Annotated in this window: 23 protein-coding genes; 8 read left to right on the forward strand and 15 right to left on the reverse strand. The window is 46.5% G+C overall.

Annotated elements, in window-relative coordinates:
- Positions 1-257: 257 nt before the first annotated feature.
- Positions 258-920 (reverse strand): LysE family transporter, encoded by a 663-nt coding sequence (locus B0680_RS05915; RefSeq protein WP_078254178.1) that lies wholly within the window; start codon positions 918-920, stop codon positions 258-260.
- 99 nt (positions 921-1,019) lie between these two features.
- Between B0680_RS05915 and B0680_RS05920 the strand changes: the two genes are divergently transcribed.
- Positions 1,020-1,931 carry a LysR family transcriptional regulator gene (locus tag B0680_RS05920; RefSeq protein WP_078254179.1) on the forward strand — a complete coding sequence of 304 codons (912 nt, stop codon included), beginning with the start codon at positions 1,020-1,022 and terminating at the stop codon, positions 1,929-1,931.
- A gap of 69 nt (positions 1,932-2,000) precedes the next feature.
- Here the strand turns inward: B0680_RS05920 and B0680_RS05925 are convergent, their stop codons facing one another.
- From B0680_RS05925 to dcd, 4 genes are all read right to left on the reverse strand, one after another.
- Positions 2,001-2,576, reverse strand: a complete 576-nt coding sequence (locus B0680_RS05925) for a DUF4126 domain-containing protein (RefSeq protein ID WP_078254180.1) — start codon at positions 2,574-2,576, stop codon at positions 2,001-2,003.
- A complete protein-coding gene (dacB, locus tag B0680_RS05930) occupies positions 2,576-4,135 on the reverse strand; it encodes a D-alanyl-D-alanine carboxypeptidase/D-alanyl-D-alanine endopeptidase (RefSeq protein ID WP_078254181.1) in 1,560 nt (519 codons plus the stop codon). Before dacB ends, B0680_RS05925 begins: the two co-directional genes overlap by 1 nt.
- Positions 4,136-4,138: 3 nt before the next feature.
- Positions 4,139-4,426: a polyhydroxyalkanoic acid system family protein gene (locus tag B0680_RS05935; RefSeq protein WP_078254182.1), complete on the reverse strand. Its 288-nt coding sequence runs from the start codon at positions 4,424-4,426 to the stop codon at positions 4,139-4,141.
- 147 nt (positions 4,427-4,573) lie between these two features.
- Entirely contained in the window at positions 4,574-5,149 is a 576-nt protein-coding gene (gene dcd, locus B0680_RS05940; protein WP_078254183.1) for a dCTP deaminase, read from the reverse strand.
- Between the two features lie 198 nt (positions 5,150-5,347).
- Here dcd and B0680_RS05945 point away from each other — a divergent pair, with 198 nt between their 5' ends.
- From B0680_RS05945 to B0680_RS05960, 4 genes are all read left to right on the forward strand, one after another.
- Positions 5,348-7,162: a DUF294 nucleotidyltransferase-like domain-containing protein gene (locus B0680_RS05945; RefSeq protein WP_078254184.1), complete on the forward strand. Its 1,815-nt coding sequence runs from the start codon at positions 5,348-5,350 to the stop codon at positions 7,160-7,162.
- Positions 7,163-7,171: 9 nt separating this feature from the next.
- Positions 7,172-7,780 carry a 3'-5' exonuclease gene (locus B0680_RS05950; protein ID WP_078254185.1) on the forward strand — a complete coding sequence of 203 codons (609 nt, stop codon included), beginning with the start codon at positions 7,172-7,174 and terminating at the stop codon, positions 7,778-7,780.
- 488 nt (positions 7,781-8,268) lie between these two features.
- The gene (locus B0680_RS05955) at positions 8,269-8,526 is read left to right on the forward strand and encodes a DUF4212 domain-containing protein (protein ID WP_078254186.1); all 258 of its coding nucleotides are present in this window, start codon (positions 8,269-8,271) and stop codon (positions 8,524-8,526) included.
- Between the two features lie 3 nt (positions 8,527-8,529).
- Complete coding sequence (locus B0680_RS05960; protein WP_078254187.1) at positions 8,530-10,302, forward strand: sodium:solute symporter family protein; 1,773 nt, start codon at positions 8,530-8,532, stop codon at positions 10,300-10,302.
- 191 nt (positions 10,303-10,493) lie between these two features.
- On the opposite strand, the gene folD is transcribed toward B0680_RS05960, so the two are convergent.
- The 5 genes from folD to B0680_RS05985 all read right to left on the reverse strand — a co-directional run bounded on the left by folD (position 10,494) and on the right by B0680_RS05985 (position 15,741).
- The gene (folD, locus tag B0680_RS05965) at positions 10,494-11,348 is read right to left on the reverse strand and encodes a bifunctional methylenetetrahydrofolate dehydrogenase/methenyltetrahydrofolate cyclohydrolase FolD (RefSeq protein ID WP_078254188.1); all 855 of its coding nucleotides are present in this window, start codon (positions 11,346-11,348) and stop codon (positions 10,494-10,496) included.
- A gap of 139 nt (positions 11,349-11,487) precedes the next feature.
- On the reverse strand, positions 11,488-12,024 hold the full coding sequence (gene hpt, locus B0680_RS05970; protein WP_078254189.1) for a hypoxanthine phosphoribosyltransferase: 537 nt from the start codon (positions 12,022-12,024) through the stop codon (positions 11,488-11,490).
- A 48-nt stretch (positions 12,025-12,072) separates the two neighbouring features.
- Positions 12,073-13,335: a serine hydrolase domain-containing protein gene (locus B0680_RS05975; RefSeq protein ID WP_078254190.1), complete on the reverse strand. Its 1,263-nt coding sequence runs from the start codon at positions 13,333-13,335 to the stop codon at positions 12,073-12,075.
- 44 nt (positions 13,336-13,379) lie between these two features.
- Positions 13,380-14,282: a MaoC family dehydratase gene (locus tag B0680_RS05980; protein ID WP_078254191.1), complete on the reverse strand. Its 903-nt coding sequence runs from the start codon at positions 14,280-14,282 to the stop codon at positions 13,380-13,382.
- An 88-nt stretch (positions 14,283-14,370) separates the two neighbouring features.
- A complete protein-coding gene (locus tag B0680_RS05985; RefSeq protein ID WP_078254192.1) occupies positions 14,371-15,741 on the reverse strand; it encodes a 3-oxoacyl-ACP reductase in 1,371 nt (456 codons plus the stop codon).
- A 292-nt stretch (positions 15,742-16,033) separates the two neighbouring features.
- On the opposite strand from B0680_RS05985, the gene B0680_RS05990 reads away from it, so the two are divergent.
- Genes B0680_RS05990 through B0680_RS06000 form a run of 3 tightly spaced genes read left to right on the forward strand, consistent with a single transcriptional unit; the run spans position 16,034 to position 18,195 of the window.
- Positions 16,034-17,320: an acetyl-CoA C-acetyltransferase gene (locus tag B0680_RS05990; RefSeq protein ID WP_078254193.1), complete on the forward strand. Its 1,287-nt coding sequence runs from the start codon at positions 16,034-16,036 to the stop codon at positions 17,318-17,320.
- Between the two features lie 44 nt (positions 17,321-17,364).
- Positions 17,365-17,973 (forward strand): hypothetical protein, encoded by a 609-nt coding sequence (locus B0680_RS05995; protein ID WP_078254194.1) that lies wholly within the window; start codon positions 17,365-17,367, stop codon positions 17,971-17,973.
- Between the two features lie 15 nt (positions 17,974-17,988).
- A complete protein-coding gene (locus B0680_RS06000) occupies positions 17,989-18,195 on the forward strand; it encodes a CPCC family cysteine-rich protein (RefSeq protein ID WP_078254195.1) in 207 nt (68 codons plus the stop codon).
- Between the two features lie 58 nt (positions 18,196-18,253).
- On the opposite strand, the gene hemE is transcribed toward B0680_RS06000, so the two are convergent.
- The 5 genes from hemE to B0680_RS06025 form a co-directional block, all read right to left on the reverse strand.
- Positions 18,254-19,324: a uroporphyrinogen decarboxylase gene (hemE, locus tag B0680_RS06005; protein WP_078254196.1), complete on the reverse strand. Its 1,071-nt coding sequence runs from the start codon at positions 19,322-19,324 to the stop codon at positions 18,254-18,256.
- Between the two features lie 55 nt (positions 19,325-19,379).
- Positions 19,380-20,498, reverse strand: coding sequence for a glutamate 5-kinase (gene proB, locus B0680_RS06010; RefSeq protein WP_078254197.1), 1,119 nt, complete (start codon positions 20,496-20,498; stop codon positions 19,380-19,382).
- A gap of 15 nt (positions 20,499-20,513) precedes the next feature.
- A complete protein-coding gene (gene cgtA, locus B0680_RS06015; protein ID WP_078254198.1) occupies positions 20,514-21,728 on the reverse strand; it encodes an Obg family GTPase CgtA in 1,215 nt (404 codons plus the stop codon).
- Positions 21,729-22,076: 348 nt separating this feature from the next.
- Positions 22,077-22,451: a DUF6984 family protein gene (locus tag B0680_RS06020; protein ID WP_078254199.1), complete on the reverse strand. Its 375-nt coding sequence runs from the start codon at positions 22,449-22,451 to the stop codon at positions 22,077-22,079.
- A 77-nt stretch (positions 22,452-22,528) separates the two neighbouring features.
- Entirely contained in the window at positions 22,529-23,881 is a 1,353-nt protein-coding gene (locus B0680_RS06025) for a glyceraldehyde-3-phosphate dehydrogenase (RefSeq protein ID WP_078254200.1), read from the reverse strand.
- Positions 23,882-23,920 lie beyond the last annotated feature (39 nt).

A 23,920-nucleotide genomic window follows, 5' to 3' on the forward strand; every position in this document is an offset into this window, starting at 1 on the left:
AATTAGTTGACCACTACACCGTTGATTAAAAGTTTTTTGATGGTGCATGGTATGCATCCTACTGGACTACATACCAAAACTATCATACCTACTCAAAAAATATACCAGTACAAAATCACCACTCATAGCAGTTGATTTGGATTTCCCAAAGCTTTTGGGTGGTTTTATTGTGATTATAATACAAACCCAAATTTTTGTTCAGATAAATTCAATAATATCAGCCGATATTTTGACATTGCCATGTATTTAGTCAGTCATCACGCCATCGCAAGCTTGACCGCAAATCCCAAGAAAATCAGCCCTGCACCAGTTTGCCCCACTTGATTGAGCCAAGCAAATTGACCCAGCTTTTGACCAATCAGACCCGAGCATTTGGTGAGTATCAGTAGAAACATCAAGCTACAACTTTGGAAAATCAGCCTAAGCACGAGCAGACTCATCATCGGATTTGCCGTATCGGTCGCCACAAACTGAATCATCACCGCAGGGAAAAATACCAAGCCTTTGGGATTGAGCAGTGCGATTAATAACGCTTTTTTGAATAAAGTGCTTGATTGGGTCATGGATTTTGTACCAGTTGGCGTCATTGCCACTTGCTTTGTAGGCGATGGCTTATCCGCTTTGCCAAGCTTGGTCATATTCAACAACAACCGCCCACCCAGATAAGTCAAATATGCCGCCCCTACCATCTTTATCGCACCGAACAAAAACGGATAACGAGTGAGCAATGCCCCTGCGCCCAATGCCGATGCCATAATCAGCGTGCCATTACCAAGAAAGGTCCCCATGATGGCAAATTTCGCCTTAGTAAATCCATGTGCCAACGCCGTACCAAAACAAAACATCGAATTTGGGCCCGGTAGCGCAATCAGCACAAGCACCGTCAATACATAAGCCGTCAAATCAGTGATACCAAACATCTGTCACTCCACGCTGTGATAAAAAAGATGTGGGTAGTGTACAAGCTTTATTTTTATAGGTAAAATATATTTAAAAGCTATCATCCATAGGATAAAACTATGCTTAACTTTCGTCTGATTCGCCATCTGTATCTGTTCACCGTCGTTGCCCAAGAAGGCAGTATCGGGCGTGCCGCCGAGCGACTGGGTATGTCGCAGCCCCCGTTGACCGAGCATATCAAGACGCTCGAAGCCAATCTGGGCACGGTGCTATTTCACCGCTCAAAAAATGGCGTACAGCTGACCAGTACAGGGCAACGCATCCTGCCTAAGGCACAGCTATTCGTCCAGCAGATGATGACGCTACAACAAGAGATAGATGATGTGCTAAAAGGCGTCAATCACACCATCCGTGTGGGTGCGATTACGCAGTCGATGACGCAGATGTTACCACGACTCATCGATGAATTTGGCAAGCAATATCCTGATACCAAAATCATCGTCCAAGAGATTAATAGCGCAGGTGCGACCGCCCTACTTGCCGATGGTAAAATCGATGTGGCGCTGGTGCGTGCACCGCTTGATAGTCATCAAGCATCAGGCATTCGTAGCATTCCTATCAAAAATGACACGCTGTGCGCCGTACTGCCAAAAACCCATCCGCTTGCCAAAGCAAAGACATTAAAGCTATCGGCACTTGCGCACGAAAGCTTTGTGATGCATAAACGGCTCGTCAGCCCAAAGTCCTTTGATGAAGTCATCAGCGCGTGTAAGTCGGTCGGTTTTGAGCCGAAAATCTATGCCGAGACCACATCCGCCGTCGCCCAAATCGCACTGGTTGCCTGTAGTGAGCTTGTGGCGCTCGTGCCTGAGAGTTTGGCAAATTTTGCCGGTGACAGTGGCTTTATCCCACTGACCGATGATGATGGCAAGCCGATTATCATCACTGCCATCGTCCTCTTGTCACGACAGGATGATGATGCAGTGCAGGCGTTTTGTCAGTTGGTGCTGGATAGTACACAAAGTGACTGATGCCAAAAGATACAAAAAACCTGCACCAGATACATCTAGCGCAGGTTATTAAAGGGGTTTTATCTTGGGTTATGATGATTGCGCCATCTTACGCTTGATACGCAGTCCAAGCCAAATCAACCCAAAAAACGCAATCAATACCGCCACAAAACCAAGCACCGGTACAAAGATAGACAATGCCGACAGCCCAATCGCTGCACCCGTCTCCGCCACCCCAAACACAGGATTGGCAACGCCTGCTGTGGTCGCGGTCGATACCGCACGAGTCGCAGCCGATGTGGTCTTGATGGTCGCTGCCGCTCCACCCCCTGCGACGATGGCAAGCGCCCAAGTCATCGCAGGACTCATGTCGGTCAAGGTGCTTGCCATCACAAGCGTACCTGCCACGCCTGCCAATGGCACAGCGATGGTATCAAGTAGATTATCCACCACAGGTACCAGATAGCTGATGGACTCAACCACGCTTGCCACCCCTAGGATAATCAAGGCGGATAAGCTACCAACCCATGCCCAAGTCTCATTGAGCGGAATGATGCCAAAATACGCCGCCAAAGACAAACCAAACAACGGCACAAACACCCGAAAGCCCGTACTCGCCGCCAGACCAATCCCCAAACAAATGCTAATAATCATCTCTGCTGTCATTATTCATCTCCCATCACTGCATTATTCTGAATGGATGTTGGCGTCATATTTGGTACACCTTGATTGGGCTGTGAACCCATCTGAGTCTGCTCTACCTGTTCTGATTGAATCAAAGGCAGGCTACGATGCGAGGTAATTGTATTTAAAACCCCATCTAAGAAAATATACGATTTCGTGTTGGCGCCAGCCATTGGCGCGTTAATAATTGCAATAACCACATACCATTGATCACTTAAATCTTTTGCATATCCTGCAATCGCTTTTACATTGTCCAAAGTCCCTGTCTTAACCCACGATCTTGCAATTGCCGGCCCATTAGGATTTCGCAAGGCATAACTTTTCATTGTGCCAGTCATTCCAACATTAGGTAAAGACTCAAGATAATAGTTAAACTTATCTGAATGATAAGCATGAGTCAATAAGCTTGCCATGGACTCAGGTGTAATAGCACAATCCCTACATAGACCAGAGGCACGAGTGATAACTGGTGGCAGTGTTGTTAAGTTTGCCTTCCACCACTGATCAATTGCAAAAAAAGCTTTAGGGTAATCACTGACCATCTCACCTTTAGCCAAAGGAATGCTCAATGCCAATTGTTCAGTCATGACATTGTTAGAATCTTGATTGATTTGGTAGATTTGCTCACTAAGCGGTCTAGAAAATTGGGTTAAAATTGGGTAATTTAAATTTACTCTTTTTAATTCTTGTTGCGTAATTAGCCGAACATCACCCTGAAAATCTGGTTGAATCTTCTGCCACTCACCTTTGATAGATTTGATTGCTAGTTTATTTGCGTCATCAAAAGTAACTTGATGGCTAAATCTACCACAGTTATTCGCTACTCGCCCCATTGTCAATGCGGTCTGCGTAAGCGTCACCCAAGGCATATGTTTTTTACCACAACCACCCGCACCAGCACTGGCTGTTGTTGGCGCTTCAAAATCCGCCAAAGTTGGCAAAACTTGTACCAATGCCGTACTAGAGCGGATATCAGCCAAGACATCAATTTCCACTGTGCCAAAATTAATCAAAAGCGCATTTGGCGCTGCGTTATACCATTTTTGAGGCTGTCCATCGAATGCAGCAATATCATACGAAACATTTGAAAATACATGGTTATCAATAATGATATCACCTTGCACATGATGAATGCCTGAAGCATAAATCCTTTGCAACAAAACCCTTAGATCATTATATGTAAACGAAGGGTCTCCATTTCCTTTAATAATCAAATCTCCAAGCAACGTATTATTAACACGTGCACCCTGTTGATACACCTGAGTTGCCCAGCGATAATCCGCACCCATAGTATCTAGCCCAACATATGTTGTGACTAACTTTTGAGTTGAGGCGGGTAATCTTGGCTCGCTTGTGCGATGCATTACTTCATAATTGCCCTGTGCTAATGGCTTGATTAGCACACTTACCTGCGATTCATTCAATCCAGCAGCCGCAAGTTTATTTGACAAAACAGGTGGTAATTGCGCAACTGCAGATACCGAACCCATTGCCAAGCAGGCTAGTGTCAATTTTTTAAATAACAATCTCATCATATTCATTTATTACGCAAAATACTTCTGCAAACCGTCATTAATCCCATCGCTAATCAGCCCTTTTAATGGCTTGGCAAAAAACCCAAGCGATGCTTCAAAGACGATTTTTTGGGCGTCCAGCACCGCTTTGGCATCCACGCCTGCCTTGCTGATGCTAGCAGTATCGACGGTATCGCCTTCGATGTAGGTGGCTTTTAGTCCAAATTCTTGTTCGGCTTCGGCTAGCCACTGCTTGGCTCTGTCTCGTGCGGTGGCAAAATCAAAATTGTGTGTTTTTTCGATACGGATATCGCTCATAATACATTCTCAATATTAGCTTAAAATATGGCTTATTGTATAATAGCACTCGCCAAAATTCCGTGCTATTTTGTAACTATTGTACATAAATTATAAAACCCCTAAGAGATACTTAAGGGTTTGATTGTGATAACACAGCATTTGGTTTTAGGTCTTTGGCAAAGTCACGCCTGTTTGACCTTGATATTTACCGCCACGGTCTTTGTACGATGTTTCGCAGACATCATCGGCATCCGACTGGAAAAATAGCATCTGCGCCACGCCTTCACCGGCATAGATACGAGCAGGCAAGTTGGTGGTATTACTAAATTCAAGCGTCACATGACCTTCCCATTCAGGCTCAAGCGGTGTCACATTGACGATGATGCCACAGCGTGCATAAGTCGATTTGCCAAGACACACAGTCAGCACATCACGGGGGATTTTGAAATACTCAACCGTGCGAGCCAGTGCAAATGAGTTCGGTGGAATGATGCACTCATCACCGACGATATCGATAAAACTTCTTTCGTCAAAGTTTTTTGGGTCAACAATAGCGGAATGCACATTGGTAAAGACCTTAAATTCATTGGCACAGCGGACATCATAGCCATAGCTTGATGTGCCATAGCTGACCAGCTTGACGCCTTGTTCATTATAACGCACTTGATTTGGCTCAAATGGCGAGATCATCTCATGCTCTTCGGCCATTTTGCGGATCCAGCGATCGGATTTGATAGACATTGTTTACTCGTGAATGATGTTAATTGACAGTCATTATAAAATATTTGCCCGCAGTTTTGTAGCAAATTTTTTATTTTTGGCTAAGTTTATTTATCTATACCACTTGTCAAATTCTTGCCATCTGCTAATATATCAAACAGGATTTTCTATAAAAATTTCCCCACTGTTTGTGTTAATATTTCATGATAAGGATTGCTCATGAACCGTTTTGACTTTAGCACCGCCCCTTATAATAGCCTGACCAGCTCACAGCGTCAGACACTCGAAAAAGCCACCGACATCGTATTTTTTGATGATCAAGCGACCGTCATACAGGCCAATGACAGCATTGATACTTTATATATCGTCATCAAGGGCATGATCCAAGAAGTCGATGCCGACGGCGAAGTGTTGGCGCTATATCATCCATCAGACAGCTTTGATACACGGGCGCTGTTTGAGCAGACTTATCGCCACAGCTTTATCGCCGTTGATCAAAGCCTACTGTACGCCATCCCAAAAAGCATCATCCGAGAGCTGATCGAAAAAAACAGCGAATTTGGGGCGTATTTTTTTGCCAATATCGCCGACAAGCTCCAAGCCCAAACCGGCAACAAGCGAGATAATGAGCTGGCAGGTCTATTCACCGCCAAAGTCAAAGACGCCTACCGCCCTTATGATGAGCTTTATAGTGGCAATATCAGTCTACTTGAAGCGGGCAAAGCCATGCAAAGCCACAAATCCAAATCGCTACTCATTCATCACGAGGGGCGTATCGGGCTTGTGACCGAGTCGCTGTTTCGTGATGTCATCACCCAAAGCGATGGCATTGTCAATGTCCATGAAGCGGTACATCACTTGGCACGCTTTGAGCTTATCAGCGTGGATATCGATGATTTTATGTTCACCGCCCTGCTTAAGATGATGAACCACCGTGTTCAGCGTGTGGTCGTCACCAAAAATGGCGACCCGCTTGGTATTCTTGAGCAGGTGGATATCTTGGCGTTTTTGTCCAATCACAGCCACCTGATTGCCGAGAAACTCGAAGTCGCCACCACGCTCGATGAGCTAACCGCCGTCGCATCACAGATGACAAGCACCATCTCAGCACTATTTGCCAATGGGATGCAAGCCAAGCAGCTTGCTCAGCTAATGCAAGTGCTGAACGCCAGATTGTTCGAAAAAGCATGGCAACTCATCGCCCCTGCTGATATCGTGGCGAACTCTTGCTTGATTGTTATGGGTTCTGAAGGGCGTGGCGAGCAGGTGCTCAAGACCGACCAAGACAATGCGCTCATCGTCAAAGATGGTATCGATATCGCCACCGTCATGCCATACGCCGAACGGTTCTCAGAAGTGCTGACCAGCTTTGGCTATCCACCTTGTCAAGGCAAAGTGATGGTCAATAATCCGACTTGGTGCCAAAATTTGAGCGATTTTCGTCAGATGGTCGGCTCATGGTGTCGCAGTGCCAGCGGTGAGAACATGATGAATTTGGCGATTTTTGTGGATGCCAAAGCTGTTGCAGGCGATACCAGCTTATTACAAGAAGTGCAATCATACCTGATGAATAATCTAAGTGACGATGTGGGTATGCTGATGGGCTTTGCCCGTGCAGTCAATCAGTTCAACGAAGATGGGCAAGGATTCTTTGCGCAGTTTCTTGGGCAAAAAAAGCACAAAATGGATATCAAAAAAATGGGCACTTTCCCCGTCGTACATGGCGTGCGTGCGCTTAGCCTACAAGCCAAAATCGGCGAGACCAACACCTTTGAGCGTATCGCAAAGCTTGCATCAATGGGCATTATCGAAAAACAACTCAGCCAAGATGTCAGCGAAGCGTTGGCATATCTGATGCACACTCGCCTAAAAAATGGACTCACCGCCATCAAACAAGGTCAAGAAGTCCTACCCAACCAAGTCGCCACCGAACGCCTATCGACGCTTGAGCGGGACTTGCTCAAGGATGCCTTGCAAGTGGTGAAACGCTTTAAGGGCTTTGTCAGCAGTCATTTCAACCTACAATATTCATAGGGGGAGATGATGTTTAATAAGCTTGTACAGCACTATTATCGCACCAAACTGCGGGACAAACGCTATGAGTTTTTGTACGACACACATCCTGATGAGCTGGTCAGCTTTGACTGCGAGACCACCAGTCTCAATGTGGCAGAAGCACAAATCATCTCCATCGGTGCGGTCAAAATCCGTGGCAATAAAATCTTGACCAGCGAGACCTTTGAGATACTCATCAAACCCGAAGGTATGATGGAGGCGACCAATGTCACCATTCATGGACTACGCCCAAAAGATTTGACACATGGCACGACGGTTGAAGATGCCATTGAGCAATTTTTGCACTTTGTTGGCGGTCGTCCGCTTGTGGGTTATTTCTTGGAATATGATGTGGCGATGGTGAATAAATTTCTCAAACCGATGCTTGGCATCAAACTGCCCCAACCACAAATTGAAGTCTCTCGGCTGTTTCACGCCCAAGAAACCAAGCACAAATACTATGATGCGGATGTCGATTTGACGATGGCAAATATGGTCAAAACGCTTGGCATTCCTGATTTGCCCCGCCATGATGCACTCAATGACGCCATCAATGTGGCGATGATGTATCTGGCATTAAAGCACCGCCGAGTGTGATTTTTCACACATCCAAAATAAACCCCAACTCATTGCCATTATCAGTTTGATAATGGCTTTTTTATTACGCTGAATATTCCCAAAAATACAAGCGATGCACTGTAAATTTTCACCTTAAAAATCATCCACTTAGCATTTTTGGCATGATGATTATGTGTAATATGGATAATTTCATGCATTAGCGGTCAAAATTTGTCAACTTTTAGAAATTTACAAGTCATTGATTTTTATGAATTTTATCATTCAGTCAACCACACTATGCGTAACATAAGCGTAACTTTTTACAATTTTTTGATACAAATATATTGCATTAACAAAAAGTTATGCTATTCTATCACCATCTGCTTTCAAATAGCGTTATAACAATGCAAAATAAAAAGTAGATTGGTCATAAAAAGGAAGACACTTCGCAGGGATTGCATTCACTCATCGATACATCATCGATGTCACACTGCCTTATCCCTGCCCTTTCTCATAAGGAGTGATTTATGTCACAACATGATGCACAGGGATATTGGAAAGCCAATGTTCGTCTAATTGTTGTCTGTCTTGTCATTTGGTTGCTGTGCTCGCATGGCTTTGCGATTTGGCTGCGTCCGCTATTGGCAGGCATTCAGTTTGGTGGCTCAGACCTTGGATTTTGGTTTGGTCAGCAAGGTTCAATGATTTGCTTTATTCTATTGATTTTCTATTACTCATGGAAAATGGCAAAAATTGATAAAGAATTTGGCGTCACGGAGGACTAAGCCATGAGTCAGTTTTGGATTAATATTATCTTTGTCGGTCTGTCATTCGCCCTATACTTCGGTATTGCGATTTGGGCGCGCGCTGGCTCAACCAAAGAATTCTATGTCGCTGGTGGCGGCGTACACCCTGTTGTCAATGGTATGGCGACCGGTGCTGACTGGATGAGTGCGGCGTCATTCATCTCGATGGCAGGTATGCTTGCGATGGGTGGCTATGCGGCATCTGCCTACTTGATGGGCTGGACTGGTGGTTTCGTACTGCTTGCGCTACTACTTGCGCCGTATCTGCGTAAGTTTGGTAAATTCACCGTACCTGATTTTATCGGCGACCGCTTCTACTCAAAGACCGCTCGCTTGGTTGCGGTGGTGTGCTTGATTTTGGCGTGTACGACTTATGTAATCGGTCAGATGACTGGTGCAGGCGTGGCGTTCTCTCGCTTCTTGGAAGTTGATAGCACCACAGGTCTATTGATTGCTGCGGTTGTGGTACTGTTCTATGCGGTACTTGGCGGTATGAAAGGCATTACCTATACTCAGGTGGCACAGTATGTCGTCTTGATGATTGCTTACATCGTACCTGCAATTTTCATCTCGCTAAACCTAACTGGCAACCCAATTCCACAGCTTGGTATGTTTGGCACTGATGTTGCAAGCGGTACGCCAATCCTACAAAAGCTTGATATGCTAGTTACCGACCTTGGCTTTGATCAATACACCGCTGATGTGCCAAACAAACTAAACATGTTCCTACTAACCATGTCGTTGATGGTAGGTACAGCAGGCTTGCCACACGTTATCATCCGCTTCTTTACTGTGCCAAAAGTCTCTGATGCGCGTACTTCGGCTGGCTGGACACTGATTTTCATCGCATTGCTATACACGACTGCCCCTGCGGTTGGCTCGATGGCGCGTATGAACATCATCAACACCGTCTATCCAGAAGGCCGTGATGCACCTGCATTGGTACACGCTGAGCGTCCTGAGTGGGTGGTCAACTGGGAAAATACCGGTCTGTTGAAGTTCGAAGACAAGAACGGTGACGGCCGCATCCAGTACTACAATGACAAGAACGAAGAGTTCAATACGACTGTCGCTGCCGAAAAAGGCTGGGCAGGCAATGAGCTAACCGTAAACAACGACATCTTGGTACTAGCCAACCCTGAAATTGCAAACCTACCAGGTTGGGTTATCGGTCTGATTGCTGCTGGTGGCTTGGCTGCTGCACTATCTACCGCTGCCGGTCTATTGCTTGCCATCTCGTCTGCCATCTCGCATGACTTGATTAAGAAAACCATCAAGCCTGACATCACTGATAAGGGCGAATTGATGGCAGCTCGTATCTCGATGACTGTAGCGATTGCGGTTGCAACTTATCTAGGTATCAACCCACCAGGCTTTGCCGCTCAGGTTGTTGCCGTTGCCTTTGGTATCGCAGGCTCTACACTGTTCCCTGCCTTGATGATGGGTATTTTCTCAAAACGCATCAACTCAGCAGGCGCAACAGCAGGTATGATTGTCGGTGGTGTGATTACTTGCGTATATGTATTCTTATACATGGGCTGGTTCTTTATCCCAGGTACAAACACTTTCCAAAACGTGGAAGCAGAATGGATCTTGGGTATCTCGCCACTATCTTTTGGTGCAATCGGTGCGCTGATTAACTTCGCCGTTGCGTTCGTTGTTTCATCAATGACCCCACCGCCACCAAAAGACGTACAAGACCTAGTCGAAAGCGTTCGCTATCCAAAAGGTGCTGGTGCTGCAGTTGATCACTAATCAGCTCACCCACCTACCCAAAAGTCGTCCACTTGGACGGCTTTTGTTTTTGGTATCGACATCCTTGATAACCACATTATCACCCACTTTAAGCATTGGCATCATTTTAGCTTTGAAAGTTAATAAGAAATTATGCCAAATAAAAATGCACCCAATTTTTGAGTGCATTTATCATTATATCAGTATAACAATCAAGCAAGCCCTGCTTCTTTTTCGGCAGCTTCGACCGTTTGACGAATCAGCGTATTAATCGTCATTGGGCCGACACCACCCGGTACAGGCGTATAAGCTGATGCCACAGCATCAATACCACCAAGCTCAATATCGCCACAACCACCGGTATCTGTCGGGTGAAATCCTGCATCCACAACCACCGCACCTGGTTTAATCCAGTCTTTTTTAATCAGCTCAGGCACACCGACCGCACCGACGACGATGTCAGCATTGGCGATATGAGTTGGCAAATCTTTGGTCTTAGAATGGCAGATGGTCACAGTGCAGTTAGCGTTTAGTAGCATCATTGCCATTGGCTTGCCTAGGATAGCACTGCGACCGACGACGACAGCGTGCTTACCAGCCAGCTCAACATTGTAATGATTTAATAAGTGCATGATGCCCTGCGGTGTGCATGAGCCATAGGCAGGCTCACCCATTGACATATTGCCAAAGCCCAAACAGGTGACACCATCAACATCTTTGGCTAGGCTGATACGGTCAAAGCACGCACGCTCATCAATCTGCGCAGGCACAGGGTGCTGTAGCAAAATCCCATGCACATCACGGTTGGCATTGAGCTCATCAATCTTGGCAAGTAGCTCTTCGGTCGTGGTGCTCTCAGGCATCTCAACTCGGATACTATCCATGCCCACACGCTTACAGGCATTGCCTTTCATGCGGACATAGGTCGCTGATGCAGGGTCGTCACCCACCAAGATGGTTGCTAGAATCGGTGTACGATTTGTCTTTGCTTTGTACGCCGCTACTCGCTCTGTAAGCTCATTTTCGATTTGTGCTGCCAATGCTTTGCCGTCTAATACCAATGCCATAAGTCACCTTTTTTGTTTAGGTCAAAAGAAATTTATACCACATAAATTATAGTCAATTTATGCCAAATTTACTAGCGACAATTCTCTATCGATCATAAAAAAAGCCATCGAACAATCACGATGGCTCAAACAAAAAAAATTACAGACCGATTTCACCAATAAATGGTAAATGGCGATATTTTTGGTCATAATCAAGACCATAACCGACGATAAAGCGGTCTTCCACTTCAAAGCCCATAAACTTAACAGGCATCTCAATCTCACGGCGTGATGGCTTACTCACCAAAGTGCATAGCTCGATTGAGTTTGGCTCACGAGTTTGTAGGATTTCGACGACTTTAGATAGCGTGCGACCAGAGTCGATGATGTCTTCGACAATCAGCACATCTTTGCCTTTGATTTCGCTGTCTAGGTCTTTGATGATTTTGACATCGCCGCTTGATACGGTGCTTTTGTTAATATAACTTGATACAGTCATAAAATCAATTTCGTGTGCCTTAGTCACTTCACGGCACAAATCCGCCATAAAAATCACCGAGCCACGCAATAAGCCGATTAAAATCAGCTCTTTGTCGCTGTCTTTATAATGAGCATTGATTTGCTCGCCCAATTCTTTGACACGCTTTGAGATTTCTTCGGCAGAAATCATCACATTCATCTGACGCGGTTCGCTCATGGCTACTCCTAAGATAAAATTTGGATACTGATTACTTAAAATGAATAATTATGCGATACCCAACGCCATCTCCGATAACGCAAACTGGCGAATATCATTGAGCATTGTGGTATCAAAATTATGAATAAAAACAAAAGACAGTTTGCGTGATGGGTCACAAAACGCCACCGAGCCATTATAGCCCATATGCCCATAGGCGGTATCGGCATTTTGTAGGCTAAAGACACGATGAAAGCCCATCCGCCAACGCATATTGGCAGGCATCACCGCATCATAGCCGTCTGTTTGGATACTACGCATTTTTGCCAAAGTCGCCGTATCAATCAGTGTCTCACCCTGCCATACGCCATCATTGGCGTGCATGGCATAAATCTTGGCAAGCGCATTAGCAGTTGAGACGCCGTTAGCGGCAGGAATACACGCCATCAGCACATCCGAGCGATGATATTCAAGCCCATCACGACTGTTTGGCATCAGTGCGTTTTTGTAATTGACCAAATTCATGCGACTGGTGTCAAAATACAGACGATTGACATTGGCGGTGTTGATGGTCGCATCACCGAGCGCACTTTGCCATAGTGGTGCAACAGGTAAACTGCCAAAGGTCTGCAAAGTCGCATCGCTATCAGGCTTGAGCACCGGCTTACGGCGTGGCGTGCTTTGGGTCGGTAGTTCATAAAAATACCGTTCAGGCTTGGCAATCTGCCCAATCAAAGACGCATCCACTCCATAAAACAGCTCACCGACCACCCCTAAAGGCTTAGCAAGATACTCATCTAGCACCTGCTGAAGTGGCTTGCCCGTCGCACGCTCAACCAAACCACCCAGCACCCAACCCGACACGAGCGCACTATAAGCACTGGCATAATGATTGGTCTCTTGGGCTTTTGGCGTGCCAATCGGCATGGCGGCAACCTTTTGGCACATTCCTTGCCAATCAAGCAAATCATTGGCATCGGTGGTGATGCTTGTGATATCAAACAAACCTGCACTATGGCTAAGCACATCTTTTAGGCGGATGTGTTGTTTGCCATTTTGGGCAAATTCTGCCCAATCATCGGCAATGGCTCGCTCATAGTCAAGCAGTCCTTTTGAGACAAGCACCGCAATCAAGGTCGCCATCACACCTTTACCGATAGAGAAATTCACCGACAAGGTCGATGATGACCACGGCTGATTTGGCAATGACTCGCCCACAGCGGTATCGACCACTTTTTGACCATCATGATACACCACGAGTGCACCACCAGCAGGGACATCATCGAGCTGTAATTTTGCCAAAATTTCATCAAAGTCTTGCCAATTAGCCATAATTTCTCTTATCTATTATTTATAAATTTTAAAAACATCAAGGATTACAAATACGCAATACTACCAACCAAATGCGGCTTATCGCCCTTGGTGGCATAGACGCCAAATTCTACACCCAGCTCACACGGTGCATCACTGATGAGCTCAACCGTCGATGGCAAAAATACAGGCAACTTAAATGACACATCCACACGATAGGCAGATGGCAGTTTGAAGTTTTTTGATAAAATTGCCAGTGATTTTGCCTTGCTCCACATCCCATGCGCAATCGCTTTTGGGAAACCAAAGGCACGAGCGGACAAGGGGTGCAAGTGAATGAGATTAAAATCACCCGAGACGAAGGCATAGCGACGGCCGATGTCTTCGGCAACCGAAATCATCTCATGCACACCGCCATCGACAGGCTCAAGCTTGGCCGTGACAGGGGCAGGCTTATCGGCGGTTGCTTTTTGGGCATCACGCTCTTGTTTGCTCTTTTTTTGGCGGGACAGATAAGTCGATACCCCTTCCCACACCACTTCATCATCAACAGATACAGTGGTGATAAAATCAAACTGCTGACCTTTTTCGTGTGCTTGTAGGTTATCTAAGCGCACTGCCATTGACACAGTTTCGGTATCAAAAATCACTCGATGCTGCGTAACGCTGTTTTCGATATGTACAAGCCCAAGCATCGCAAACGGAAACTCTGGCTTTGCCATCATATTCATCTGCAAAGTCTGTGATAGCACCGCAAAATAAGTCGCAGGCACTCGCCCATCATCCATGAACCCACAGATTTTGCGATATTCTTTTAAGTTGCTCTCATCAATTGCAAGCTTATCCACCGTATATACCGATGTCGGTAGTGTGCTTGCCTTGCTGTCGCCATGCGGTAGCAAGCTTTTGATGACATTGGCATAAGTGGTGTGCATCTTTGGCAATTCTTTAAAATGCAAATCCGACATAATCCTATCCTTTGGCACTCGCCAGTAAACTGATACAACGCCCAATGAGCACATCAGGCGTAAATTGCTTTGGTGCTAGATGCTAGATTTAAGCACCGAGCACGCTTTGACCGCAGACACGCACAATATTACCATTGATACCGCCTGCTTTTGGCGATAGCATCCATGCGATGGTCTCTGCCACATCGACAGGCTCACCGCCTTGACTCATTGAGTTCATACGGCGACCGGCTTCACGGATGGCGAATGGGATTTGACCGGTCATCTTAGTTTCGATAAAGCCCGGTGCGACAGCATTAATCGTGCGAGCCGAGTCAGACAGTAGCTTGGCGGTAGCTTCCACCAAGCCAATCACGCCTGCCTTACTCATGGCATAGTTTGACTGACCTAGATTACCTGCGATACCCGAAATCGATGACACGCAGACGATGCGAGCCTGTGCTGATAGCCCGTCATGTGACAGTAGATAATCATTGATACGAGCGATGGCAGCTAGGTTGATATTCATCACCAGATTCCACTGCTCTTCACTCATATTGGCAAGGGTCTTATCACGGGTCACGCCTGCATTGTGCACCACGCCATCAAGTGTACCGCAGGCTTTGATGATTTGTTCAGCAGCGTCGGTCGCGGTGATGTCTAGTGGCAAAGCATGACCGCCAATCTCACCTGCGACCGCTTGTAGGTCGGCTAGGCTTTGGGGTACATCTAGACAATACACCTTTGCGCCTTCACGAGCCAGCACCTGTGCAATCGCCTTGCCGATACCACGACTTGCGCCTGTGACGAGCACCTTTTTGCCGTTAAGTTCATCGGCGGTATCCGCTTGAGATTTTTTAATAGTAATCGGCTGTGCTGATACATAGGCAGACTTGGCAGAAATAAAGAAATCCAGCGTGTGCGGCAGCTCACTTTCTGCACCTTTTTGGACATAGAGCACTTGGGCGGTGATGCCTTTTTTGAATTCTTTGGCGATGGATTTGGTAAAGCCAAGCACCGCACGCTGTGCTAAGGCAAAGCCCACATCCGTGCCTGTACAGCATTCAGGGCGAGCGATGATGATGATACGGCCTGATGATTTGATACGGCGGGCAATCGGATGAAAAAAGTCATACACTTGCTTGAGTTCATCGGCCGAGCGGATATTAGTCGCATCAAAAATCGCCACCTTAAAGCGAGCATTCTCATCCGTCAGACGGCTCTCAAGCGATGTGGATTTGGCAGGATAGTCATCGCCTTGATTGGTCGCAACTTTGGCATCAAGTGCAGTCAGATACTCGCCAAGCAGTGCTCGCACCGATGTATCATCCCCCTGAGACAGACCAAGCGCCACTTCACCACGCAAAATCGGCTGACCAGCTTCATAGCGGTCCAGCTTGATTGGCACGGGCAAGCCAAGATTTTTGGCAACTTTTCTGCCGATAGAAGATTGCATCAATTCGCCATAACGATCACTCATGTCTTTCTCCTTTTTGCGTGGTGCTGATGGATGTCAAAGCATCAAATCCGCATCAATTCTTAGATATTAACTAATCATTTTAGCACACAATTTGGGCTTAGTATGCAAAACTTGGCAGATTTGCACCAAAACGGTGAAATTTTTCGCCTTTATACCAACTTATAGTTATACAAGATATTTATTGAAAAACTATTTATTATCAATCAGTGATTTTTTCCCATTTTATCATTCATTAATGCTAAGCTAGAACCACTTTTCTACATTTCATTGACCAAAAAAAAGGAAATTTATCATGTCATCCATCAAAAAAGTCGCCATCCTAGGCGGTAATCGCATCCCTTTTGCTCGTAGTAATGGCGCTTATGCTGATGCCAGCAATATCGATATGCTCACCGCTGCCCTAGATGGCTTGATTGAGCGTTTTGACTTGGCGGATAAGCCAATCGGCGAAGTGGTCGCAGGTACAGTGCTCAAGCACAGCAATGATCTGAACCTAACTCGTGAAGCGGTGCTCAACACTCGCCTGCCTGCAACGACGCCAACTTATGACATCTCACAGGCGTGTGGCACAGGTCTGCAATCAGCTTTTGCTGTCGCCAATAAAATCGCACTAGGCATCATCGATAGCGGTATCGCAGGCGGTACAGACACCACATCAGATGCGCCGATTGCACTTGGTGATGGTCTGCGTCGTGCGCTTATCCGCCTTGGCAATGCCAAAACTGCCAAAGATCGCTTGAGTGCATTGGCGAGCATCAACCCAAAAGATTTAATCGCATTCCCCCAAAATGGCGAGCCACGCACCGCATTATCTATGGGCGAGCACCAAGCCATCACCGCACTTGAGTGGGACATCAGCCGTGCCGATCAAGATAAGCTGGCTTTTGATAGCCACCAAAACTTGGCTCGTGCGTATCAAGAAGGCTTTTTTGATGATTTAATCACGCCTTATAAGGGCTTGACCCAAGACAACAACCTGCGTGCCGATACCACACTTGAAAAGCTTGGCACGCTAAAACCTGCCTTTGGCAAAAAGAACGCCAACCCAACCATGACCGCAGGCAACTCCACACCGCTGACCGATGGCGCCTCTTGCGTACTGCTATCGAGTGAAGAGTGGGCGGCTGCGCATGGCTATGAACCACTGGCATACATCACTCATCAGCAGACAGCTGCGGTGGATTTTATTGGTAAGCAAGGCTTGACCGAAGGGCTACTGATGGCACCTGCCTATGCTGTGCCACAGATGCTCGCTCGTGCCGGTCTTACGCTACAAGACTTTGATTTTTATGAAATTCATGAAGCCTTTGCATCGCAGGTGCTATCGACACTGGCAGCTTGGGAAGATGAGAATTTTTGCAAAACTCGCCTAGGGCTTGATGCACCATTAGGTGCAATCGACCGCAGTAAGCTGAATGTCAATGGCTCAAGCCTAGCCGCAGGACATCCATTTGCAGCTACTGGTGGGCGCATTCTGGCTACCGCCGCCAAGCTACTAGCCCAAAAAGGCTCGGGTCGTGCGCTGATTTCTATCTGTGCTGCAGGCGGTCAAGGCGTCACTTGTATTTTGGAGCGTTAAGATATTGTGCCTGTCATGCTTTGGTATGACAGGCTTTTATTTCTATGAGCAATCAGCCACGCAAAAAAGGATTTGTTCAAATTTTTCGTGAACAAACCCTAGACACCGACGAATGGAGACAAACACCAAAAATCACTCGATACCTTTTGGTGATTGGTGCGGTTTTGCTTGTGATTTTTATACTTTTTGTTGAGATTAGTCATTATCAGGACAAGCAAGCCAATCCCGAACTCTACCAATATCTTAAATTGAATTTTGAAGCAAAACAAGCTGAGCTTAACAACATCTACTCTAAAGCCACTGCTCATCTGCCAAGCCCTACTCGGTTTGACATCTATATCAAACATCAGATACGCCTTGTCTCGGTGACGGGCGTATACCACATCAAAGATAAGCAAACAGCGGATCAAATCTTTGCACAGATAACTCAAAATATCGATACACTCGGTATAGTGCCGTTTGATACATCATCACCTGATGAAGCCGCTAGCCATCGTAAATATTGCTTGGGCGAAAATTCACTGACTGTCAGTAACAGTCAATATGTAGCCAACGCAAGCAGATTTGATTATTATGTTGTTAGTATCAGTACATCTTTTGAACAACTCAGTGATTGTCGTCGTTGGTTTTTGAAACAGCAATCCAATCGATAAACAAAAGGTGAGAAAATGTCAGAAAATCTACTACCTTGCCCATGCTGTAAAACACCGATGTTTGAAGAATATGGCAGTTTTGATATTTGCCTAAAGTGTAATTGGCAAGATGATATTGTACAGCTTAACAATCCTGATTTTGCTGGCGGTGCAAATTACTTGTCGCTCAATGAATACACCGAACAATATTTACAGCATCAAGCCAAACATCAAACAAAATAATTGTTCGTGGCAAAAAAAAGACTTGGCACACACCCAAGTCTTTTTAATTTAACCCTGTTTAAATCTGATATTCATGCACCGCATCAATAAAGGCTTTGGCATGGTCGGGGTTTGACCACTGGGTGATGCCATGCCCGAAGTTTGCCACATAGCCTGTCTTATCAAGCACATAGGCATCATCCAGCATCCGCTTGACTTCGGCACGGATGGCATCAGGCGTGCCATAGATGGTCGCAGGGTCTAGGTTGCCTTGTAGGGCTTTTTTGGCGTTCAGCGCCGATAGCGTATGGCGTGCCTTATCCAGTGGCATCGTCCAATCTAGCCCCAATGCATCAGCTTGGCTGTCCGCTTGGATATCTAGCCACAGTCCACCGCCTTTGGTGAATAGCACCACAGGCACATCAGGATGGATGGCTTTTAGGCGTGCAGCGATGTCACGGTTATAGCGATGGCTAAATTCAGCAAATTGGCGATGACCCAATGCCCCACCCCAACTATCAAAAATCTGCACAATCTGCGCCCCTGCACGGATTTGGGCATCCAGATAATCCACCACCGCATCAGCAATCTTGGCAAGTAGTGCGTGTAGCAGCTCTGGCGTGGCATACATCATCTGCTTGGTATGGCGAAACTCACGGCTTGAGCCACCTTCGACCATATAAGTCGCCAATGTCCACGGACTACCCGAAAAACCAAACAACGGCACTTGACCATTGAGTGCCGTGCGGATGCTTGTCACTGCTTTCATCACATAGTCTAGCGATGAGTTCATATCAATCTTTGGCAAGGCTGCGATGTCAGATTCTGTTCGAACGGTTTTTTTGAGCTTTGGGCCTTCACCTTCGGCAAAATATAGACCCAAATCAAACGCATCAGGAATGGTCAAAATATCACTGAACAAAATCGCCGCATCCAGCTCAAATCGACGCAGTGGCTGTAAGGTGACTTCGGTCGCCTTGTCCGTATCTTTGCATAGGCTCAAAAAATCCCCCGCCTGCGCACGGACTTCTTTGTACTCTGGTAAATAACGCCCTGCTTGACGCATCATCCATACAGGGGTCGTATCCACAGGCTCAAAGCGAATGGCACGCAATAGGCGGTCATTTTTTAGCGGAGCAAATTCGGTCATAGCTTATCCTAAATTAGCAAATTATTAGCAAAGTGAATTTTAAATTTAATAATAACTATAAAATCGCCATCTCATCTCGATGTACCATCACCGATTTTTCGTCAAAGTGTGGCAAGATATCATGGATTTGGGCGGAGCTTTTTTGGGTGATTAATTTGGCATCAGCGGACGAAAAGCCCACTTGACCCACCGCAATGCGAGTTTTGGCAGTATCGACAATCTCAACCACACTCCCTGCATCAAAATCACCCTGCACTTCGAGCACTCCAATCGGCAACAGGCTCTTGTGGTTGGTCGTGATGGCGGTCTTTGCCCCATCATCGATGATGAGCGTGCCTGCCATGCGGATGTGTGCAGCGAGCCATTGTTTCTTGGCGATTAGCTTATCACTGCTATCAGTCGTCAATAGCGTGCCGATACGCTCGCCATGCGCTAGGCGGATAATCACATCATCCACCTTGCCACTGGCAATCACCGTTTGGCACTGACTCATCGCTGCTAAGCGAGCTGCACGGATTTTGGTCAGCATACCGCCACTGCCCCATTTGCCACCATCACCGGCAACATCAAACAGATAATCTGCCATCGCGCGCTCTTGTTCGATGAGCTTGGCATCAGGATTGGTGCGGGGATTGTCGGTGAATACGCCGTCTTGGTCGGTCAAGATAATGTACAAATCAGCATGAATCATCGCCGCTGCCATCGCTCCCAAGCTGTCATTATCCCCAAACTTAATCTCATCATAGCTGATGGTGTCGTTTTCGTTAATCACAGGCACGACACGCCATTCCATCAGCTGTGCGATGGTCTGCGAGATATTCAGATAACGAGAACGATGCGCCAAATCATCATGGGTCAGTAGTACCTGTGATGACTGCACGCCTTTTTGAATGAGTGCCTGCCACCAAGTCTCAATCAAACCCATCTGTCCAATCGACGCACACGCTTGCAATGCTTCTAGCTTTTTGGGTCGTTCGGGCAGATTCATCCGCACCACCCCTTCGGCAACCGCACCGCTTGAGACGAGCAGGACTTCATGACCGCTGTTTTGTAGTTCAGCGATTTGTCTCGCCCATTCATAAATCGCTGTGCGATCTAGCCCCCGACCGTTATTGGTCAGTAGCGATGAGCCGATTTTGACGACGATGCGCTTGGTTTTCATCTGCTTATCCATGAACCTGTGATGTGCTTAGTACGGTGCGTACTCGACTTTGACATCATAATCATCTTCATTAAAGTCATCATCGTCATCATCACTGATGCCTTCACGCTGTGCTTTACGCATCGCACGATAGGCTTCTTTTTGGATTTCGGTGTTATGACGCACTTCTTCTTCGAGACGGCGGAAGCGTTCGGCTTGCTCTTCGGCAAAGATAGGATCTTCGATTTCACGCTCACGCTCTTCTTCGATGGCATTCATCAGATGAAACTTCACCGCATCCACACCATCACCGGTCAAGGTCGATGTACGAAACACCATGCCTGTCCAGCCAAGTCGTGCCACGATGTCAGTACAGACGGCGTTTTGGTCTTCTTCGGGGATTTGGTCAATCTTATTTAGGACCAAAATCTGTGGTAGCTGTGATAACTCATGCGAGAATTTTTCAAGCTCATTTAAGATAATCTCGGCATTCGCCACAGGATCTGAGCCATCAATCGGCTGTACATCGACGATGTGTAGCAGACGACGAGTACGCGCCACATGCTTTAAAAAACGAATGCCAAGCCCTGCACCATCAGACGCCCCTTCGATTAGACCTGGAATATCTGCCATCACAAATGACTGATGCGTGCCGACATCCACCACGCCAAGATTTGGCACGAGCGTGGTAAATGGATAATCCGCCACCTTTGGGCGAGCTGCCGACACTTGACGGATAAAAGTTGATTTGCCGGCATTTGGCAGACCAATCAAGCCGACATCGGCGACGACTTTGAGTTCAAGCTTGATATTTTTGGCTTGACCCGGGAAACCCGGCGTGGCTTTGCGGGGTGCTTGGTTGGTGCTTGATTTAAAGCGGGTATTACCAAAACCACCATCACCACCTTTGGCGATGAGAATTTTTTGACCTTTTTCGGTCAAATCACCAATCACCAAATCCAAATCGGTATCAATAATCGTCGTGCCAATCGGCACTGCTAGATAAATATCATCCGCCCCTTTGCCCGAGCAGTTTTTACTGCCGCCATTTTCGCCACGGCGAGCTTCGAATTTACGAGTATAGCGATAATCCACCAGCGTATTGGTATTATCATCGGCGATGGCATAGACATCACCGCCTTTGCCACCATCACCGCCATCTGGCCCACCTTTTGGGACAAATTTCTCACGGCGAAAACTCACAATCCCATTACCGCCATCACCTGCTTTGACGCTGATCACAGCTTCATCAATAAAACGCATATCTTTTCCAACTGACTAAATTCTGACTAAAATAAAAAATCTTTCGCCCGTGCGACCACCCACCGCACAAAATTTGGGCATAGTGATGTATTTTAGCACAGTTTGGCAGGTTTTGGGGGATTATTGAGCAGACAAAGCAAAACCACCAAATTGGGTTTGGTGGTTGAGTATGATAATGATGCACACAATTTACTCAATCAAATTTTTGACATCATCCGATATATAAATAAGAACCGGTTGAATGAATTTATCCATGTCATACAAGTCAACAATTTGTTCTCCCGCTCGCGATTAAAGCTCATACATATCATCATTAAAAACTATCATTTTATCAATCCCCCAAATTCCTTATTCATAAATAAAAATATCTTCAAAGATAAATGTAGTTCCCAATGGGGCTTTTAAAGCTTTAAAATCAGTCGTAAAACTATCTAACTCATAAAGATAACCATCTTCATCAACTGATAATTCCAAAAATACCTTTCTACCATCTGTATCAAAAGTTGTAACTTCGATTAATGGCTTACCATACAATCGCTTGTGACGACACTCACGCAAAAATTGCATTGACCCCATACCACCATCATCAAGCAATTCCACGACAAAAGTTTGCGAAATTGACAAATCTAACTTAAATGGAAGTTGGCACATACCAAGCAAATACTTAATCAATCGCAATTCGCACTCGGACAATAAGCGTGGTGGAGATAAACTTTGCTTCATTGTTATTCCTATTAAGCATGAAAACCACCAAACAGCTTTAGCCATTTGATGGTTGTGTCAATCAGTCGTGCTGATGATTAGTAACGCACGCCTGCCATTTCTTCGGCGACACGGATAACTTGGGTGCTATAGCCCATTTCGTTATCGTACCAGATGTACATGGTCGCACGGTTGCCACTGGCGATGGTGGCTTTGGCATCAAAGATGGCGACTTTTTCAGAACCGACGAAGTCAGTTGAGACCGCTTCAGGTGAATCTGAGTAGTTGATTTGCTCTTGCCATTGTTCGCTTTGGGCGACAGCCTTCATAAAGGCATTTAGCTCATCAGCTGTACCCACTTCTTTTTCGAAGTTTAGGTTCAAAATAGCCAATGACACATTTGGCGTCGGTACACGGATGGCGTTGCCTGATAGCTTGCCTTTAAGCTCTGGGATGGCTTTTGATACCGCTGATGCTGCGCCTGTGCTGGTCATCACCATGTTTAGCGGTGCGGCACGGCCACGGCGGTCGGCTTTGTGGTGGTTGTCCACGAGATTTTGGTCATTGGTGAATGCGTGAACAGTTTCCATATGACCATTGACCACACCAAAGGCATCGTGTAGGACTTTTAGCGTTGGGGTGATGGCGTTGGTGGTGCAGCTGGCAGCTGAGACGATTTTGTCATCGCCGATGGTGCTGTGGTTCACACCATAGACCACATTTTTGATGTCACCTTTGGCAGGTGCGGTCAGTAGCACTTTTGCCACGCCTTTTGATGCTAGGTGCTTGCCTAGACCTGCTTCATCTTTCCATTTACCGGTGTTGTCGATGACCAATGCATTATCGATACCATAGGCGGTGTAGTCGATTTCGCTTGGGTCGGCTGCATAGATGACTTGGATAAAGCGGCCATTGGCAATGATGCCGTTATTGGCTTCATCGATGCTCACGCTACCATCGAACCAGCCATGTACTGAGTCACGCTCAAGTAGGCTTGCACGCTTGGCAAGGTCGCCTTCGCCTGCTGGACGCACGACGATGGCCTTGAGCTGTAGGCCTGCTGATGATGCAGGACGGCTCATCAATAGGCGTGCTAGGATACGACCGATACGACCAAAGCCGTATAGCACGACATCTGTCGCTGCCGCTGTGCCTTGGGCGAAGTCTGCTGCTGATTTGCCTGCTTTGATGGCTTGACCTAGGTCAATGCGAGCGGTGGTGTTGCCTTGAGCAACTAGGCTTTCTGCCAGTGCCAATGACGCTGCCACATCCACACCATGCTGGTCGTGCAGTGCTAGCACTTTGGCGACCGATAGTGCCACACGCTCACCAAAGAATGAAACGGTTACATCTTTTGCTGCAAGCAGGCTCAACGCTGCGATAAGCTTGGCTGCGGTTGCTTCTTGGGCTTGGCGAGTCGCCAGATGAGATTGGTACAGATTAGCAGACATATTGCCACCTTTTTTCAATGATAAAATCAGTTTGGGAGA

It is taken from the genome of Moraxella pluranimalium, assembly GCF_002014825.1.
Taxonomy (GTDB): Bacteria; Pseudomonadota; Gammaproteobacteria; order Pseudomonadales; family Moraxellaceae; genus Moraxella; species Moraxella pluranimalium.